Below are 16,581 nucleotides of genomic sequence, written 5' to 3' on the forward strand. Positions count from 1 at the left end.
CCTGGAGCCAGCCCCATGAGCTTTGCCCGCGTCCGAGCGCTCGTCGTCGTCGGCGTGCTGGCCGTGGCCGCGATCGTCTTCGTCGTCGTCACCCTCGTCCGGGACTCGCAGCGTGGCCTGTCCGCCGGTGGCGAATGTCCCGCCGGGGCCCCGCTCGCCGACATCCGGCTGCCGACCGACCCGGTGGACGTGACCGTCAAGGTCTACAACGGCACCAACCGGGCCGGCCTGGCCGAGCAGGTGACCACCGAGTTCCAGAACCGGCGGTTCACCGTGAAGAATCCCGGCAAGAGCAAGACCAAGTTCGATGGCGTCGCGGAGATCCGGTTCGGACCGGAGACCGCCGGCGACGCCCAGCTGCTGCGGGCCTACTTCCTGGCCCAATCGAAGATGGTCTACAACTCGAAGCGCACCGACGGCATCATCGACATCGTCATCGGCAACCAGTTCCAGCAGCTCGCCACCACCACCGAGGTCAACCAGTCCCTCGGTGCGATGGGCGAGCCGACGCTGCCGCCGGGCGCCTGCCTCAAGCCCGTCGAGGCGCCCAGCAAGGAAGCCGAGTAGTCCTACGGCCCGCCCGCGGCGTCCAGCTCCACCAGCGCCGCGTGCAGGGCCGGGAAGATCGCCGGGGGCGCCGCCACGAGCATCTGCTTGCCGGCCGGCGCCCCGGAGAGCCCGGCGACGACGAGTCCGGCCTCCGTCGCGATCAGGCCGCCGGCAGCGTGGTCCCACAGATTCAGTCCCTTCTCGAAATAGGCATCGAGCGACCCCTCGGCAGCCTGGCAGAGGTCCAGGGCCGCCGCGCCGAATCTGCGGATGTCACGCACACGGGTGATCAGCCGGGCCAGAACTTCGCCCTGATGGGCCCTTCTCCGCGAGTCGTACCCGAAGCCGGTGCCGACCAGGGTCTGGTCCAGGGTGGTCCGGGCCGAGCCGGTGAGCCGGCGCCCGGCGCGCCACGCACCGCCGCCCCTGGTGGCCGTCCACTCGTCACCGGTGGCCGCGTTGATCACCACCCCGGCCACCACTTCGCCGTCCACCTCGGCGGCCAGCGAGACCGCGTACTGGGGCAGGCCGTACAGGTAGTTCACCGTGCCGTCGATCGGGTCGAGGATCCACCGCACCGCGCCCGGGGCCACCTCCGCCGAGTCGCCGTACTCCTCCCCCAGCACCGCGTCGCCCGGGCGCTCGGCCGCCAGGGCCGCCACCACCTGGCGCTCGACCGCCTTGTCGGCCGCGGTCACCACGTCGGTGTCGGTGCTCTTCGTCTCGACGTCGACGATCGCCTCGTCGCGCATCCGCCGGGCCGTCGCGGCCGCCTCCCGCGCCACGCGGAGGGCGATCGCCGCCAACTCGCCGGGTGTCGATACCACCGGAATCTCGCTCACGTATGGGTCCTTTCCGCCGATAGCATTCTCGCGTCCGGCACTTCCGGCGAGGTCGCCGGGCCCCGGCGGCGTGCTGTGGGCGGAGGATCTCGGTAAGCGGCGCTACAATTCACCCCTGCACCCGCTTCACGGACACTCAACACCGGGATGGTCCGTGACCCGGGAGTCCCCAAAAACCGACTCCGGCGACACTCGCGCCCGCGTGCTGCGCTGGATCTGGCCGTGCCCAACCTCATCGCCTCCGGAAGGTCATTCGTGACAGAAGCCCACCAGAACGGTGCCGACGTTCGCTCTCTCACCGAGGCCTTGATCACCCATGCTCAGGGTGCGGGCGGGCAACTCACGTCGGCCCAGGTCGCGCACACGCTCGAGTCCGCCGCGGTAAACCCGGCGCAGGCCAAGAAGATCCTGCGGGGGTTGGTGGACGCGGGCATCACCGTCGTCGTCGACGGGTCGGCGAGCACCCGGCGGCCCAAGGTCGCCGCGGCCCGTTCCACGACTCCCGCTTCCCGGGCGACGACCGCCAAGGCGGCGCCGGTCAAGAAGGCGGCGCCCGCACCCAAGCAGTCCACGCCCGGTGGTGACGGCGCCGGCCCGGCCAAGCGTGCCGCTCCGGTCCGCAAGGCAGCCGCCGCCAAGGCCGTCCCGGGCAAGAAGGCCGTGGCCGGCAAGCCCGGCGAGGAGGGCCCCGGCGAGGAGATCGATCCCGCCGAGCTCGCCGCCGTCGTCGACGATGTGGTGGTCGAGGAAGCGCCCGCCATGGTCGCCGCCGCCGCCACCGACGCCGCCAGCTCCGCCACCGACGGCGACTTCGAGTGGGACGACGAGGAGTCCGAGGCCCTCAAGCAGGCCCGCCGCGACGCGGAGCTGACCGCCTCGGCCGACTCGGTCCGCGCCTACCTCAAGCAGATCGGCAAGGTCCCGCTGCTCAACGCGGAGCAGGAGGTCGAGCTCGCCAAGCGGATCGAGGCCGGCCTCTACGCCGCCGAGCGTCTGCGGGCCGCCGACGAGGGTGAGGAGTCGCTCGAGCGCAACTTCGAGCGGGACCTCAAGTGGATCAACCGGGACGGCGAGCGGGCCAAGAATCACCTGCTCGAGGCCAACCTCCGGCTCGTGGTGTCGCTCGCGAAGCGCTACACCGGTCGTGGCATGGCCTTCCTCGACCTGATCCAGGAGGGCAACCTCGGCCTGATCCGCGCCGTCGAGAAGTTCGACTACACCAAGGGCTACAAGTTCTCCACGTACGCCACCTGGTGGATCCGGCAGGCCATCACCCGCGCCATGGCCGACCAGGCCCGCACCATCCGCATCCCGGTGCACATGGTCGAGGTCATCAACAAGCTGGGCCGCATCCAGCGTGAGCTGCTCCAGGACCTGGGCCGTGAGCCCACCCCGGAGGAGCTGGCCAAGGAGATGGACATCACTCCGGAGAAGGTTCTGGAGATCCAGCAGTACGCCCGGGAGCCGATCTCCCTGGACCAGACGATCGGCGACGAGGGCGACAGCCAGCTCGGTGACTTCATCGAGGACTCCGAAGCCGTCGTGGCCGTCGACGCGGTCTCGTTCTCCCTGCTGCAGGATCAGCTCCAGCAGGTCCTGCAGACGCTCTCCGAGCGCGAGGCGGGCGTGGTGCGGCTGCGGTTCGGCCTCACCGACGGTCAGCCCCGCACGCTGGACGAGATCGGCCAGGTCTACGGGGTGACCCGGGAGCGGATCCGGCAGATCGAGTCCAAGACGATGTCGAAGTTGCGGCACCCGTCCCGGTCCCAGGTTCTCCGCGATTACCTGGACTAGGCCGATCAGTCAACAGTCCGTGTCTGAATGATCACCACCCGTACATCAACGGGTGGTGATCAGACCGTTGTGCAGAAGTGATCGTTGACGTGGCACCCTTGGATCACGGCACACTAGCTAGAACCAGCACGCCGGGCTTGAATTGCCGGTGTGACCTCGGTCCCCCCGGGGCACAGTGGGAAGGCTGCAACGGTGCAGGGTGTTGCACGATGTGTGAGCAGTAGCCGAGGAACATGTTCATCGGTGACGAACAGAGGAGGAAGGCGATGACCCCGACCCTCACGCCGCCGGCCGGAAGTGTGGCCGGCCCCGCAGCCGATGAACGGTGCGACCGCTGCAATGCAGCCGGGAAGCTCCGTTTGACCCTGGCGGGTGGCAGTGAACTGGTTTTCTGTGGCCACCACGCCAACCGGTACGCCAAGGACCTGGTGAAGATCGCGGTGCAGTACAAGGCCGATCCGGAATTCACTTGGCGTGGCGCGGACATGATGTCGAACTCCAGCAACTAGCAGCAGCGGTCCCCCAACTGAAGACGTGAACACAAGGAAGGGCGTTCCCGAGCCGGGAGCGCCCTTCCTGCGTGCCCTGAGAGCCTCTCAGGCGCCCCAGAGTTCCTCGACCGTGCTGGTGAGCACCCGGGCCACTTTCAGGGCCAGGTAGACCGAGGGAGCGTAGTCGCCGCTCTCCATCGCGATCACCGTCTGCCGGCTCACCCCGATCTCGGCCGCCATGCTCTGCTGGGTGAACCCGGCGGCCTTGCGGGCCTCTTTGATCCGGGCACCGGTGGCGCCGTCGGGCTCGGCGGCCCGGACCGGGCCGGGCGGGGCCATCAGTCCTCGTCCGCGACGATCGCGGCCTCGGCCAGGCGCCGCTTGCGGGACGCCCGGGCCTGCATCACGACACCGAACGCCAGGCCGATGAGCGCGCCGACGGTCATCGAGATCCAGGAGTCGTCCTGCGGCCAGCCCAGCTGGAACGCCACGCCGATCATGAAGAGCACGTACGGCGCGCCGGAGAGCAGGCCGATCACCTTGCGCTTGGTGGTCCAGACCCGCGGGGTGACCTCGACCCGGCGGCGCGCCACGTAGATCTGCATGATCGACAGGGGTGCCAGCAGCACCGCCAGCGTAATGGCCAGCGGCAGGACCGCGGAGCCGCCGAGCACCCAGACCAGCACGGTGATCGTCCACGGGACCAGGATCATCTGGGTCTGCCAGGTGACGGCGATCCCCTCATACCACCGGGTCCGCTCGCGCTCGTCCCCGTAGAGATCACCGTCGTGGTCGAGGTTCCAGTCGGCGAAACGATCCAGCAGTGTCGTCGTCATGGATCCATGATGATGTTAAGTCGACTTGACGTCAAGTCGACTTAACATCGCAGGTGCCGGAAGAGACGTCAGAACGACTGGATCGTCGCGATCCGCTCCTCCAGCTGCTCGATGCTGGCCTGGGCGGACGGCGGCCCGCCACAGATCCGGCGCAGCTCCGCGTGGATCTTGCCGTGCGGCAGGTTGGTCCGGTGGTGATGCGCCGCGACCAGGGTGTTCAGCTGACGGCGCAGACTGTTGCGGCGCTCCCCGGCACTCATCGGGACGACCTTCTCGACAACCACGGGCTCGGCCGTCCGCGCCTCCTCGGCCGCCTGGCGCTTGCGCTCCGCCATCTGCTCGGACTGCCGCTTGTTCAGCAGCGCCGTCACCTCGTCCGGCGTGAGCAGACCGGGCAGACCCAGGTAGTCCGCCTCCTCGGCGGTGCCGGTCCGGGTCGCCATGCCGAACGCGGTGCCGTCGTAGATGACGTGGTCCAGCTCGGCCACCGCGGACAGCGCCTCGAACTGCTTGTCCAGGTCACCGAGCGCGTCCTCGGCCTTCTGCGCCCGCTCCAGGGCGGTGTCGTCGAGGCCGTCCTTCTCCTTCGGCGCGCCCAACACATGGTTGCGCTGCGCCTCCATCTCGGAGGCCAGCCCGAGCAGGTGCGGGACGCTCGGCAGGAACACCGTGGCGGTCTCGCCCTCGCGCCGGGCCCGCACGAAGCGGCCGATCGCCTGCGCGAAGTAGAGCGGGGTGGAGGCGCTGGTGGCGTAGACCCCGACGGCCAGGCGCGGGATGTCGACACCCTCGGACACCATCCGGACCGCGACCATCCAGCGCTTGTCCGACTCGGCGAACTCGGCGATCCGGCCGGACGAGCCGTCGTCGTCGGAGAGCACGATGGTGGCCGGCTCGCCGGTGATGTCGTGCAGCAGTTTCGCGTACGCCCGGGCCGCGGTCTGATCACTCGCGATGACCAGGCCACCGGCATCGGGCATGCCGTGCGCCCGGATCTTGGCGAGCCGGGCGTCGGCGGCCCGCATCACCTGCGGCATCCACTCGCCCCGGTAGTCCAGGGCGGTCCGCCAGGCCTGCGCGACCAGGTCCTTGGTCATCGGGTCGCCGAGGCGGGCGGCCAGTTCGTCACCGGCGTTGGTACGCCAGCGGGTCTCGCCGGAGTACGCCATGAACAGCACCGGGCGGACGACCCGGTCCTTCAGCGCGTCGGCGTACCCGTACACCGAATCGGCCTTTGATCGCTGAATCCCGTCCCCACCGCGCTCGTAGGTCACGAACGGGATCGGGTTCTCGTCGGACCGGAACGGGGTGCCGGTCAGCAGCAGCCGCCGCTCGGCCGGCAGGAACGCGTCCTTGACCCCGTCACCCCAGGTCCGGGCATCGCCGGCGTGGTGGATCTCGTCCAGGATCACGAACGTCCGGCGGGCCAGCGTGCGCCGCTTGTGCACGGCCGGCGCCATGCCCACCTGGGCGTAGGTGAGCACCGCCCCGTGGAAGTCCCGCGACGAGTGCACGTCGGAGTTGCGGAACCTCGGGTCGAGCTGGATGCCGACCCGGGCGGCGGCCTGCGCCCACTGGGTCTTCAGGTGCTCGGTCGGGCAGACCACGGTGACCGCGTCACAGGTGCCGTCGACGAGCATCTCGGCCGCGATCCGCAGCGCGAAGGTGGTCTTGCCGGCGCCGGGGGTCGCCACGGCCATGAAGTCCTCGGAACGACGACGGAGGTAGGTCACCATCGCCTTGCGCTGCCAGTCCCGCAGCGGCGGAAAGATCTCCAGGTTCGGCACAGGCGGACTCAAGCTGCCAGGATCCCTTCTCCACGGAAAAGCCTCCGCGGTGAAGGGGCGCGGAGGCGGGATCCAGCATAGCCGTGGAAGGCCCTTGCACGGGGTTACGGCACCGCCACCGGAGCCGACCAGCGCCGGTACAGCGCGACGATCCGCAGTCCTGTGATCAGTGTCGCGGCGGCGGCCAGCGGCAGCAGGTGTGCCTGGTCCAGCCGGTACAGGACAGTCACCAGCACGGCGCCGCCCAGGGCGACCACCGCGTATATCTCTCGTTGCAGAACCGCCGGGATCTCCCCGGTGAGCAGGTCGCGGGTCAGGCCGCCGCCGATGGCTGTGAGCATTCCCACCAGGCAGGCGCCGACCGCCGGCACACCGGCCTCCAGGGCCTTCAGGGTGCCGGTCACGGTGAACAGGCCCAAGCCAGCGGCGTCCAGCACCAGCACGGTCCGGCGCACCCGGTGCAGAGCCGGGTGCAGCCAGAAGACCGCGACCGAGGCGACGACGGCGGTCACCGCATATCGCCAGTCGGCGAACGCCAGCGGAGGGACCGCGCCGATCACCACGTCGCGCAGGATGCCGCCCCCGAGCGCGGCCGCGAAACCGACGAATGCGACCCCGAACAGGTCGAGCCGTTTCGCGACGGCGGCCGAGGCCCCCGACGCGGCGAACACCGCTACACCGATCAGATCCGCGACGAGCAGCGCGTACCCACCCGTCACTGGAGGATCAGGCCCTCATCGCCTCGTAGATCTCCTTGCACTGCGGGCACACCGGGGATCCGGGCTTCGGCGACTTGGTCACCGGGAACGTCTCGCCGCAGAGAGCGATCACGTGGTTGCCCATGACGGCGCTCTCGGCGATCTTCTCCTTACGGACGTAATGGAACATCTCCGGACCGGTATCGGTGTCCTGGGTCTCCGGACGCTCAAGGATCTGGGTGCTCACGGGTATCTGCCCTTCATCAAAGGAGCCGGTTCTCAGCCAGTAAGTCTGACACCTCACGCCTGACCGGTCCAACGACAACGCAGGTCGCGAGCGTCGTACCGTAACCCCGTGACTGACTTCGCGATTCGATACGGCGAGCACGTGACCCGTGCCCGCCGGGACGGCCGTCCGGTGGTGGCTCTGGAGAGCACGATCATCTCGCACGGCCTGCCGCACCCCGACAACATCCGGGTCGCCCGGGAGATCGAGCAGGCGGTCCGGGACAACGGCGCCGTCCCGGCCACCATCGGCATGATCGACGGCGAGGTGATCGTCGGTCTGGAGGACGCTCAGGTCGAGCGGCTGGCCTCGGCCGAGTCGGTGGCCAAGCTGTCGGTGCGGGACCTCGCGATCGCCGCCGCCCGGCGCGCCGACGGGGCCACCACGGTCGCCGCCACCAGCGCGATCGCCGCCGCCGCGGGCATCGGCGTGTTCGCCACCGGCGGTCTCGGCGGGGTGCACCGGGAGGCGAACGTCACCTACGACGAGTCGGCCGACCTGACCGCCCTGGCCCGCACGCCGATCGTGGTGGTCTGCGCCGGGGTCAAGTCGATCCTCGACGTGGGCGCCACGCTGGAGCGGCTGGAGACGCTCGGCGTGTCGGTGGCCGGTTACCGGACCCGCCGGTTCCCCGGTTTCTTCATCACCGACGGCGGCTTCGACATCGACTGGGCGCTCGACTCACCGGAGCAGGTGGCCGACTTCATCGCCGCCCGCACCGCGCAGGGTGTCACCGAGGGCGCGCTGGTCCTGGCCAACCCGCTGCCGGCCGACCAGCAGCTGGACCCGGCTCTGCACGACCGCACCCTGGCCAGCGGGCTGAACCTGCTGGCCGAGCAGAACATCACCGGCAAGGCGGTCACCCCGTTCCTGCTGGGCCACTTCCACGCCAGCACCGAGGGGAAGAGCCTGGAGGTCAACATCCGGATCATCCTGCGCAACGCCGCCCTGGCCGCGCAGATCGCGGTGGCCGCCACCAGCGGTTCGGCCGCGCCCGTCGGTTTCGCCGTCCCCGCGTGATCCTCGTCGTCGGCGACCTGGTCACCGACGTCCTGGTCGAGCACGACGGGCCGATCCAGCCCGGCTCGGACACGGATGCCGCGATCCGGGTCGCCGGTGGCGGTCAGGCCGCCAACACCGCGGCCTGGCTGGCCCACGCCGGGCATCAGGTGACGCTGGTCGCGGCGGTCGGCGACGACCAGCCGGGCCGGGACCGGGTGGCGGAACTCTCCGCGGCCGGGGTGCGCTGCGCGGTCGAGGCGCTGCCCGGGGTGGCCACCGGCAGCGTGGTGGTGCTCACCGGGTCGTCCGAGCGCACCATGATCACCGACCGGGGCGCGTCGCTGCGGCTCGGGGCGGAGCACGTGACCGCGGTGGTCACCGGCAGTCCGGCCGCCGGGCACCTGCACCTGTCCGGCTATCCGCTGCTGCACGCCGGCTCCCGTCCGGCGGGCCTGGCGGCCCTCTCCGCCGCGGCCGGGCGAGGGATCACCGTCAGCGTCGACGCGGCGTCGGCGGCCCCGTTGCGGTCGGTGGGGGCGCAGACCTTCCTGGCTTGGGTACGAGGGATCGATCTGCTCCTCTGCAACGCCGACGAGGCGGACGTGCTGGCCGGGCCGGGCCGCCCGGAGGAGCAGGCCACGCGGCTGACCGCACACGTCCGCAACGTGGTCGTCAAACAGGGCGCGGGCGGTGCGGTGTGGGCCGGCCCGGACGGAGTTTTCCCGGTGACCGCCGACCCGGTGCCGGTGATCGACCCGACCGGGGCGGGCGACGCCTTCGCGGCGGGCCTGCTGCGCTCCTGGTGCTCCGGCGCGTCCCCGGAGGCGGCCCTGAAGTCCGGCGGCATCCTGGGCGCACAGGCCGTCTCCCACTTCGGAGCCCGCCCGGCCCCCACCGCCCGATAACACGGTCTCGCCGTCCCCACCGACAGGTAGCGCGGGCTGACCCTCTCCCCGCGTACCGCAGCCGGGGGTTGATCTTGAAGTTGGGGTCAGTCGGTGCGGGGGCGGGACTCTTCGACGATGTCGGCGTCGATGGTGATGTTGGTGGGCTCGGGGGCCGGCTGGGTCAGGGCGCGGCGCACGTCCTCCCGGGCCGCCGCGTCGGCCGCCCGCTCCTGCTTGGTCTTGGGCGGGCGGTCGTTCGCGATCAGCACCGCCATCCACGGCAGCAGGGCCATGCCGAGAGCGCACAGCACCAGCCAGAGTGGCAGCAGCGGGACCTGGGCGCTGATCAGGATGCCGCCGAGGATCAGGCAGGCGACCCGCACACTCATCATCGTGACGTAGCGGATCTGCCGGCCGCGAAGCTGATCGTCCTGGCTGCGAGCGGCGTCGGTGATCAACACCGGGCGCTCCGGGTGTTTCTTCACGCGAGGTCTCCGATCGACCCCGTCATCCTCCCACCGGGCGGGACCTACCGCCCAGCGGGCCCGGGATCTACGGCCCTGTTCCGGGGATTCGGCCGGGCCCGGCCGAATCCCGCCACCGGCCCTACGCCTCTTTCGCGGCCTTCGCCTCGGCCTTGACCGCCTTCTTGTAGGCGCGGACCTTCCCCAGCGACTCGGCGTCGACGATATCGGCCACCGACTTGTAGGAGCCGTCCTCGCCGTAACCCCCGGCCGCCTCCCGCCAGCCGTCCGGCCGCACGTCGTAGAGCTTGCCCAGCAGGGCCACGAAGATCTGCGCCTTCTGCTTGCCGAAACCGGGCAGCGCGAAGATCCGCCGGTACAGCTCGGCGCCGGTCGGCACGTCCCGCCAGAGGCCGGCGGCGTCACCGTCGTACTCGTCGGCGAGCACCCGGCAGACCTCCTGCGCCCGGGCCGCCATCGCCTTCGGGAAACGGTGCAGCGCGGGCGCCTCGGAGAAGACCGCCACCAGGGCCTCGGGATCGAAATCGGCCAGCTCGGCCGCGGTGGGCTCGTGCCCGAGCCGCTGCGCCAGCACCCACGGCGAGGTGAACGCCTTCTCCAGGGTGATCTGCTGGTCCAGCACGATCCCGAGGGTCACCGCGAGCGGGTCACGGTTGAGCAGTTCGTTGGCCTCGGCCGGGATGGGCAGCGAAAACGTCATGCGCCCATTTTGCTACGCCCACCCGGTGCCCGGTTCCACCAGGGAGATCAGTTCCGGACCGTGCGGGTCAGGGACTCGTACGTGATGATCCGGACCTTCAGGGAGCGGCCGGCGACCCGGCTCAACTCGCCGATCTCCATCACGTGTTCGGCGATCCGCCGCAGGTCGGCCGGGTCCTCGACCGGCCGGTGCAGGCCCAGCGCCTGCACCGACAGGTTCCACAGGCCCTCGGCCATCTGCGGGCCGACCAGGTCGGCCAGGGCGCGCACGGCGTCCTGTTCGGTCGGTCTGTCCGGGACGGCCATCAGAACAGCTCGATGAGTGGTTCGGCGTCGTCGTGGGCCGGGCCACCGGTCTGCTGGGAGTGGGTGGTGCGCTGCCGGGACATCACGTGTTTGCGGCGCAGGTCGTCCACGCTGATCACCCGGGCCAGCAAATCCTCCTCGGTCAGGCTGTCCCGGACGTACGACGCCACGTCCTCGCACTGCCGGCGGACGTCCGAGACGGCCTCCGCCACGTGCTCGAGCATCTGCCGGCTGATGTCCTGGAACTGCACGTGCCCGACCGCGCCGGTGGTCTCCGCGATCAGGGCCGAGGAACTGCGCTGCACCTGACCGGCCGCGGTCACGGTGTCCTTGAGGATGCCGGCCACCATCTCCGACATCTCCCGCTGGGCGTCGGCGATGCCACCGAGCCGGCGGGTCATCGCGGTCTCCTCGCTGGTCTCCGGCCCGGCCTGGTCGCTGTCGAACTGGCTGTCGTCGGAGAGCACCCCGTCGAGTTTGGCGGTCAGGTCGCCGATGCTGGAGCCGATGCCGTGCGCGGCCTCGGCGGACCGGTGGGCCAGCTTGCGGACCTCGTCGGCGACGACCGAGAAACCCTCGCCGGCCTCCCCGGCCCGGACCGCCTCGATCATCGCGTTCAGCGCGAGGATGTTGGTGGCCCGGCTGACCTCCTCGATCTGCTTGACGTGCTGGTCCAGCTCGCGCATCTGGTCGACCAGCCGGCGGATCTGCTGGTCGCGGTGCAGGAAGTAGGCGATGAGCCGGCCGACCAGCTGATCGTTCCCGGACGTGACCCGGTTCAGCTCGGTCTCGGTCCGGCTCAGGGTGCCGGCCAGCTGGGCGACGTCACCGGCCATCACCTCGGCCAGCGAGTCGACGTTCAGGAGCTGGTGGACGATCGCCTCGGCCGCCTCCCCGGTCTGTTCGATGACATCCTTCAGGTGCCCGTCGACCACCTCGCAGTACGCCGGGACCTCGTCGAGCGCCGCGGCCACGACGTCCCCCCGCAGGCCGTCGTCCTCGTGGTCGGCGGAGGTCACCGAGAGCTTCCGGAGAAGATTCGTCATGTCTCAGGCGCCCGGCAGAACCTGCTTGATGACACCCAGGAGCTGGTCCGGCCCGACCGGCTTGACCAGCCATCCGGTCGCGCCGGCGGCCTTCGCCTCGGCCCGCTTGCTCTGCTCCGACTCGGTGGTCAGCATCAGGATCGGGGTGAACCGCATGCCGGGGGCCTTGCGGGCCTCGCGGGCGAAGGTGATCCCGTCCATCTGCGGCATGTTGACGTCGCTGATGATCAGATTCGGCTTGACGCCCTTGCCCAGCTTGTCGAGAGCCTCCTTGCCGTGGCCGGCCGTCTCGACGGAGTAGCCGGCCTTGGTCAGGATCGACTTCAGGCTCATCAGCATGGTGGCGGAGTCGTCGACGAGCATCACAGTGGTCATGGCGATTCACTTCCCGGTTTGGCTGGCCCACCGCCCCCGGCGAGCAGTGGCAGCACCTGTGCCGCGAGGAACGCGTCAGCCGGTGCTGAGGAAATCTTCGGACGGAAAAGAAGCAGAGCCTGGAGTGCGCCGGTGTGCAGATGGTTGCAACGGCGCAGGGCCACCCGCGGCCGCTTGGCGGTCCGCAGCCAGCCCACCAGCTGTTCGACCTCGTCCACGGTGACGACGCCGACCAGGTTCGCGGTCTCCTCATGCAACTCGAGCGGCAAGTCCGAGCACCTCCTTCATGTTGAGCACCAGCAGGACCAGTCCGTCACCGAGCAGTGCGGTGCCGGAGAACTCGTCGGCGTACGCGAGCAGGCCCTCCATCGGTTTGAGGATCACGTCGACCTCGCGGTGGAACTGCTCGACGAGCAGGCCGACACGCTGGCCGTTGACGCTCACCACCAGGATCGGCCGGTCCGCGGTCTCCGGTAGCGACCAGGGCATGTCCAGGGCGCGGGCCAGGTCGATCACCGGCACCACCTCGCCGCGCATCATCACCACGTCCTGGTGCAGGACCCGGCCCATCCCGCCGGCCGGGACCTTGACCGTCTCGACCACCAGGTCCACCGGGATGCCGAACCGCTGGCCGGCGACGCTGACCACCATCACCTGGGTGACCGCCATCGACAGCGGCAGCCGCAGCCGGGTGGAGGTGCCCTGACCCAGCTTGGAGCGCATCGTCACGGCGCCGCCGAGCTTCTCCACGCTGGCCCGGACGGCGTCCATGCCGACCCCGCGGCCGGACAGGTCGGACACCTGGTCGGCGGTGGAGAACCCGGGACGGAACACCAGGTCGACCGCGTCCACGTCGCTCAGGGTCTCGAGTTCCTCCTCGGAGATCAGGCCCTTCTCGTACGCCTTGTGCTTGACACGATCCGGATCGACGCCCCGCCCGTCGTCGGACACCTCGACGATGACCGCGTCGCCGTCGGCCACCGCGGTCAGGGTGAGCCGGGCGGTGTGCGACTTGCCCCGCAGCGACCGTTCGTCCGGGGTCTCGATGCCGTGGTCGAGGCTGTTGCGCACCAGGTGCACCAGCGGGTCGCCGAGCGCCTCGATGACGTCCTTGTCGGCCATCGTGTCGCCGCCCTCGGTGACCAGCTCGATGTTCTTGCCGAGCCGCCGGCTGAGGTCGCGGACCAGCCGCGGGAACCGGCTGAACGCCACCGACAGCGGGAGCATCCGGACGTCCATCACGGCCGACTGGAGTTCCTCGGCGATCCGGTGCAGGCCCGCGTACTGGTCCTTGATCCGGCGGCTGAGCGCCCGGCTGCCGAACTCCTCCTCGGCCGAGGCGGCCAGGAAGGTCAGCCCGTTCTTGGCCACGTTCAGCTCGCCGACCAGCTCCATCAGCCGGTCCACCTTCTCCTGGTCGACCTTGAGGACGCGGGTGCCGACCTGGCCGCCCGGGTCGTCGGCCCGGCTCTCGACCCGTTCCTCGGCGCGGGGTGGCGCCGCCGGGACCGGGGCGATCGCGACCGGCGCCGGCGCGGCCTCCCCGGCGAGCAGGTCGATCGCGGTGAGCAGCTCGGCCGGGCCGGCGGCGCCCAGGTCCACCGGCACGCCGAGCGACCGGGCCGCCGCGGCGACCGCGTGCCGGACCGACCGGATCCGGGTGCCCTCGGTCACCACGCCGTCCATGGTCAGCGCGCGGTGGGCGGCGTGCAGCACGCTCCGGGCGTCGGCGGCCATCTCGGTGTCGATCACCGGGGTGACCGCGACGGTCATCACCTCCTCGGCCCGCAGCGGCGGCTCACCGCTGAGGTGCCTGGTGATCGCGTCGGCGTCCAGCTCGACGATCTCGATCTGGTCGGTGACGTACCGGAACAGGTGGTTCAGCTCGCCGAGCGAGGCCCGGGTGACCACCAGGAAGGAGAGCATGCAGGTGTACTCGTCGTACTCCTGCACCGCGGGCCAGGTGCCGGGCTGCACCACGCTGAGCCGGTCCAGGGCGGGCAGCTGCCGGATCAGGTGCAGCGGGTCCTCGGCCCGGAAGAAGCAGTCGGTGTCCGGCGTGTACCAGAGGAACCGCAGCGTCGACCCGGTGGTGGACAGCCAGCCGGCGGTCTCGGTCAGCCACTCGGCGTCCAGGTAGGCCAGCCAGTCCGGGGCGGTGTCGACCAGCACGGCCGGGCCGGCGGCGGACGGGGCGGACGGCGCCGCCTCACCGCCCAGCGGGGCGCGCAGCCGGGTGATCAGGCCGGCCGCGTCGCTGCCCGCGCCGGACGGCAGCCGCTCGTGCGTGGTGACGTGGGCCAGCCAGCCGCGGATCAGGTCGAACGACGCCAGCAGGTCGTCGGTCATCCCGGAGTCGAGAGCCAGCCGGCCGCCGCGGACCGCGTCCAGCAGGTCCTCGGCGGCGTGGGTGAGCCGGGTCAGCTCCGGGAAGTCGAAGAGCCCGGACGAGCCCTTGAACGTGTGCGCGGCCCGGAAGACCTCGTTGACCAGCTCCGGGTCGCCGGGATCCCGCTCCAGCTGGAGCAGGCCCTCGTCGACCTGGGCGAGCAGGTCGTTGGCCTCCGCGAGGAACTGCGCGAGTAGGGGATTCACGCAACATCGTCCTTCCCGGCGGTCAGCATCGTGGCGACCCGGACCAGCCGGTCCCCGGCCACCGGTTTGACCAGGTAGAGATTCGCCCCGGCCTGATAGGCGCGGTCGGCGTCACCGGGCCGGTCCTCGGTGCTGATCATCACGACCGGGGCGTCGCTGCCGACGGTGTCCGACCGCAGCGCCTCGACACAGGCGTAGCCGTTCATCTTCGGCATGTTCACGTCCACCACGAACAGGTCGAAGTCGGTGCCCAGGGCCGCCTCGACGGCCTCCAGCCCGTTGGCGGCCTCGTTCACCGCGAACCCGGCGCCGCCGAGCAGGGTGGTGTGGTAGAGCCGCACGGTGGCGGCGTCGTCGACCACGAGCACCCGGGCTCCGGTCGCGGTATCCGAGGTCATCAGTTGCCTCCGGTCGGTCGCTGGTAGACGAGGCCCTCCGGCAGGCGCGTCGGGGTGAAGATCGGGGAGATGCGGCTCATCGACTCGGAGTGCCCGAGGAAGAGATAGCCGCCGGGGCGCATCGCGCCGTACAGGTTCTCCGCCGCCCGTCGACTGGACAGCTCGTCGAAGTAGATGAGCACGTTGCGGCAGAAGATCACGTCGTAGTCGCGGAACGCCCGCATCGACGCGGTGTCGCAGATGTTCACCCGGTGCAGGGTGACCGCGCTGCGGATGCCGTCCTCGACCTGGTAGCGGCCGGCGCCGACGGCGACGAAGTACTTCGCCAGCCACGCCTTGGGCACCCGGTGCAGGGAGCGTTCGCCGTAACTGGCGTGCGACGCCTTGGCGAGCACCTCGCTGTCGATGTCGGCGCCGTGGATCTCCACGTCCACGTGGTCGATCAGGTCCCACTCCTCGAGCAGGCGCAGGGCGATCGAGTACGGCTCCTCACCGGTCGAGCAGGGCAGCGACAGGATCTTCACCGGCCCGGTCATCCGCTGCAGCCCGCCCCGGTCGGCGATCACGCTCGGCAGCACGGTGTTGAGCATCGCGTCGAACTGGTAGTCCTCGCGCAGGAAGTACGTCTCGTTGACGGTCAGCTGGTTGATCAGGTCCTGGGCCATCTCGCCCCGGTCGGACGTCCGCAGCGCGGCGAACCAGCCGGCGAAGTTGTCGTACCGGGAGTTGCGGATGCACGTCTCGATCCGCTTGTCGACGAAGTACCGCTTCCCCGGCGTGAAGTGGATGCCGGTCCGCTTGTAGAAGTACTCGCAGAACCGGGTGAAGTCCGCGTCGGAGAGCCCGGCCCCGGCCGTGGCGGTCGTCATCACGCCGTCCCGGCCAGGCGGGGCAGCGCCGCCTGCACGGTGAACCGCAGGAACGGGTCGTCCGGGAACCGCTGCACCGCGTGCTCCAGCAGCGGGATGTCGTCGGCGGTCGCGGACGGCAGCAGCGCGTCGATGGCGCCGGTCACCACGTTCGGGTGCGGGTCGTCCTGGACCATCCGCAACAGCCAGACGTGCGCGTCCGGGTGCGGCAGGTCGGCCAGGATCATCGCGGTCATCACCCGGACGTCGTGGTCGGGGGCGGCGAGCAGGGCCGGCAGCAGGTCCGGCACCGATCGGGGCATGGTGGCCAGGGCCGCGGCGACGGCGGTGCGCAGGGCCGCCTCGTCGCTGGCCAGGTGGACCGCCAGGCTGCCGGCGACCTCGTCGGTGTCGTGCGCCGCGAGGGTGATCAGGATCGACTCCAGCACCCGCGGGTCGTCCTCCACGTGCACCCGGGCGAGCAGGGCCGGCACCGCCTCGGCGATCCCCTCCAGGCCGAGCGCGGCCTCCCGGCGCAGATCGGTGTCCGGGTCGTCCAGCCGCCGCAGCAGCGTCTCGGCCGGTGGACGCTCCGGCGCCACCTCCTCGGGCTGCTGCGGAGCCTGCTTGCGGACGAGTCCCATGGTGATCGACCTC

The 16,581-nt window shown here is 70.6% G+C and carries 21 protein-coding genes; 5 read left to right on the forward strand and 16 right to left on the reverse strand.

The window, feature by feature from the left end; translation table 11 throughout:
- The first annotated feature begins 15 nt into the window (after nucleotides 1–15).
- On the forward strand, nucleotides 16–567 hold the full coding sequence (locus tag Aco03nite_RS17420; protein WP_203796396.1) for a LytR C-terminal domain-containing protein: 552 nt from the start codon (nucleotides 16–18) through the stop codon (nucleotides 565–567).
- 2 nt (nucleotides 568–569) lie between these two features.
- On the opposite strand, the gene Aco03nite_RS17425 is transcribed toward Aco03nite_RS17420, so the two are convergent.
- Complete coding sequence (locus tag Aco03nite_RS17425; protein ID WP_203796397.1) at nucleotides 570–1,391, reverse strand: inositol monophosphatase family protein; 822 nt, start codon at nucleotides 1,389–1,391, stop codon at nucleotides 570–572.
- Between the two features lie 255 nt (nucleotides 1,392–1,646).
- Between Aco03nite_RS17425 and Aco03nite_RS17430 the strand changes: the two genes are divergently transcribed.
- A complete protein-coding gene (locus Aco03nite_RS17430) occupies nucleotides 1,647–3,185 on the forward strand; it encodes an RNA polymerase sigma factor (RefSeq protein WP_203796398.1) in 1,539 nt (512 codons plus the stop codon).
- 266 nt (nucleotides 3,186–3,451) lie between these two features.
- Complete coding sequence (locus Aco03nite_RS17435) at nucleotides 3,452–3,694, forward strand: DUF7455 domain-containing protein (protein WP_092558336.1); 243 nt, start codon at nucleotides 3,452–3,454, stop codon at nucleotides 3,692–3,694.
- Nucleotides 3,695–3,781: 87 nt separating this feature from the next.
- Here the strand turns inward: Aco03nite_RS17435 and Aco03nite_RS17440 are convergent, their stop codons facing one another.
- The 5 genes from Aco03nite_RS17440 to Aco03nite_RS17460 form a co-directional block, all read right to left on the reverse strand.
- On the reverse strand, nucleotides 3,782–4,015 hold the full coding sequence (locus tag Aco03nite_RS17440) for a helix-turn-helix transcriptional regulator (protein ID WP_203796399.1): 234 nt from the start codon (nucleotides 4,013–4,015) through the stop codon (nucleotides 3,782–3,784).
- Entirely contained in the window at nucleotides 4,015–4,512 is a 498-nt protein-coding gene (locus Aco03nite_RS17445; protein WP_203796400.1) for a hypothetical protein, read from the reverse strand. Before Aco03nite_RS17445 ends, Aco03nite_RS17440 begins: the two co-directional genes overlap by 1 nt.
- Nucleotides 4,513–4,580: 68 nt before the next feature.
- On the reverse strand, nucleotides 4,581–6,311 hold the full coding sequence (locus Aco03nite_RS17450; protein WP_203796401.1) for a DEAD/DEAH box helicase: 1,731 nt from the start codon (nucleotides 6,309–6,311) through the stop codon (nucleotides 4,581–4,583).
- A 92-nt stretch (nucleotides 6,312–6,403) separates the two neighbouring features.
- Nucleotides 6,404–7,018 carry a trimeric intracellular cation channel family protein gene (locus Aco03nite_RS17455; RefSeq protein ID WP_203796402.1) on the reverse strand — a complete coding sequence of 205 codons (615 nt, stop codon included), beginning with the start codon at nucleotides 7,016–7,018 and terminating at the stop codon, nucleotides 6,404–6,406.
- A gap of 7 nt (nucleotides 7,019–7,025) precedes the next feature.
- Nucleotides 7,026–7,250: a DUF3039 domain-containing protein gene (locus Aco03nite_RS17460; RefSeq protein ID WP_203796474.1), complete on the reverse strand. Its 225-nt coding sequence runs from the start codon at nucleotides 7,248–7,250 to the stop codon at nucleotides 7,026–7,028.
- 102 nt (nucleotides 7,251–7,352) lie between these two features.
- Here Aco03nite_RS17460 and Aco03nite_RS17465 point away from each other — a divergent pair, with 102 nt between their 5' ends.
- On the forward strand, nucleotides 7,353–8,303 hold the full coding sequence (locus tag Aco03nite_RS17465) for a pseudouridine-5'-phosphate glycosidase (protein WP_203796403.1): 951 nt from the start codon (nucleotides 7,353–7,355) through the stop codon (nucleotides 8,301–8,303).
- Nucleotides 8,300–9,190, forward strand: coding sequence for a carbohydrate kinase family protein (locus tag Aco03nite_RS17470; protein ID WP_239145226.1), 891 nt, complete (start codon nucleotides 8,300–8,302; stop codon nucleotides 9,188–9,190). The genes Aco03nite_RS17465 and Aco03nite_RS17470 overlap by 4 nt, the downstream gene beginning before the upstream one ends.
- A gap of 86 nt (nucleotides 9,191–9,276) precedes the next feature.
- Here Aco03nite_RS17470 and Aco03nite_RS17475 read toward each other — a convergent pair whose 3' ends face one another.
- From Aco03nite_RS17475 to Aco03nite_RS17520, 10 genes are all read right to left on the reverse strand, one after another.
- A complete protein-coding gene (locus Aco03nite_RS17475) occupies nucleotides 9,277–9,657 on the reverse strand; it encodes a DUF3099 domain-containing protein (RefSeq protein WP_203796404.1) in 381 nt (126 codons plus the stop codon).
- Nucleotides 9,658–9,778: 121 nt separating this feature from the next.
- Entirely contained in the window at nucleotides 9,779–10,357 is a 579-nt protein-coding gene (locus Aco03nite_RS17480; RefSeq protein WP_203796405.1) for an HhH-GPD-type base excision DNA repair protein, read from the reverse strand.
- Nucleotides 10,358–10,404: 47 nt separating this feature from the next.
- Nucleotides 10,405–10,662, reverse strand: a complete 258-nt coding sequence (locus tag Aco03nite_RS17485; protein ID WP_203796406.1) for a hypothetical protein — start codon at nucleotides 10,660–10,662, stop codon at nucleotides 10,405–10,407.
- Complete coding sequence (locus Aco03nite_RS17490; protein WP_203796407.1) at nucleotides 10,662–11,708, reverse strand: methyl-accepting chemotaxis protein; 1,047 nt, start codon at nucleotides 11,706–11,708, stop codon at nucleotides 10,662–10,664. The genes Aco03nite_RS17485 and Aco03nite_RS17490 overlap by 1 nt, the downstream gene beginning before the upstream one ends.
- 3 nt (nucleotides 11,709–11,711) lie before the next feature.
- Nucleotides 11,712–12,083, reverse strand: a complete 372-nt coding sequence (locus Aco03nite_RS17495) for a response regulator (protein WP_203796408.1) — start codon at nucleotides 12,081–12,083, stop codon at nucleotides 11,712–11,714.
- A complete protein-coding gene (locus Aco03nite_RS17500) occupies nucleotides 12,080–12,352 on the reverse strand; it encodes a hypothetical protein (protein ID WP_203796409.1) in 273 nt (90 codons plus the stop codon). The genes Aco03nite_RS17495 and Aco03nite_RS17500 overlap by 4 nt, the downstream gene beginning before the upstream one ends.
- Entirely contained in the window at nucleotides 12,333–14,678 is a 2,346-nt protein-coding gene (locus Aco03nite_RS17505; RefSeq protein ID WP_203796410.1) for a chemotaxis protein CheA, read from the reverse strand. Before Aco03nite_RS17505 ends, Aco03nite_RS17500 begins: the two co-directional genes overlap by 20 nt.
- Nucleotides 14,675–15,076: a response regulator gene (locus Aco03nite_RS17510; RefSeq protein ID WP_203796411.1), complete on the reverse strand. Its 402-nt coding sequence runs from the start codon at nucleotides 15,074–15,076 to the stop codon at nucleotides 14,675–14,677. Before Aco03nite_RS17510 ends, Aco03nite_RS17505 begins: the two co-directional genes overlap by 4 nt.
- Complete coding sequence (locus Aco03nite_RS17515; RefSeq protein ID WP_203796412.1) at nucleotides 15,076–15,945, reverse strand: CheR family methyltransferase; 870 nt, start codon at nucleotides 15,943–15,945, stop codon at nucleotides 15,076–15,078. Before Aco03nite_RS17515 ends, Aco03nite_RS17510 begins: the two co-directional genes overlap by 1 nt.
- Nucleotides 15,945–16,568 carry a HEAT repeat domain-containing protein gene (locus tag Aco03nite_RS17520; RefSeq protein WP_203796413.1) on the reverse strand — a complete coding sequence of 208 codons (624 nt, stop codon included), beginning with the start codon at nucleotides 16,566–16,568 and terminating at the stop codon, nucleotides 15,945–15,947. Before Aco03nite_RS17520 ends, Aco03nite_RS17515 begins: the two co-directional genes overlap by 1 nt.
- Nucleotides 16,569–16,581 lie beyond the last annotated feature (13 nt).

Origin of the sequence: Actinoplanes couchii, assembly GCF_016862075.1 — a bacterium.
GTDB classification, from domain to species: domain Bacteria; phylum Actinomycetota; class Actinomycetes; order Mycobacteriales; family Micromonosporaceae; genus Actinoplanes; species Actinoplanes couchii.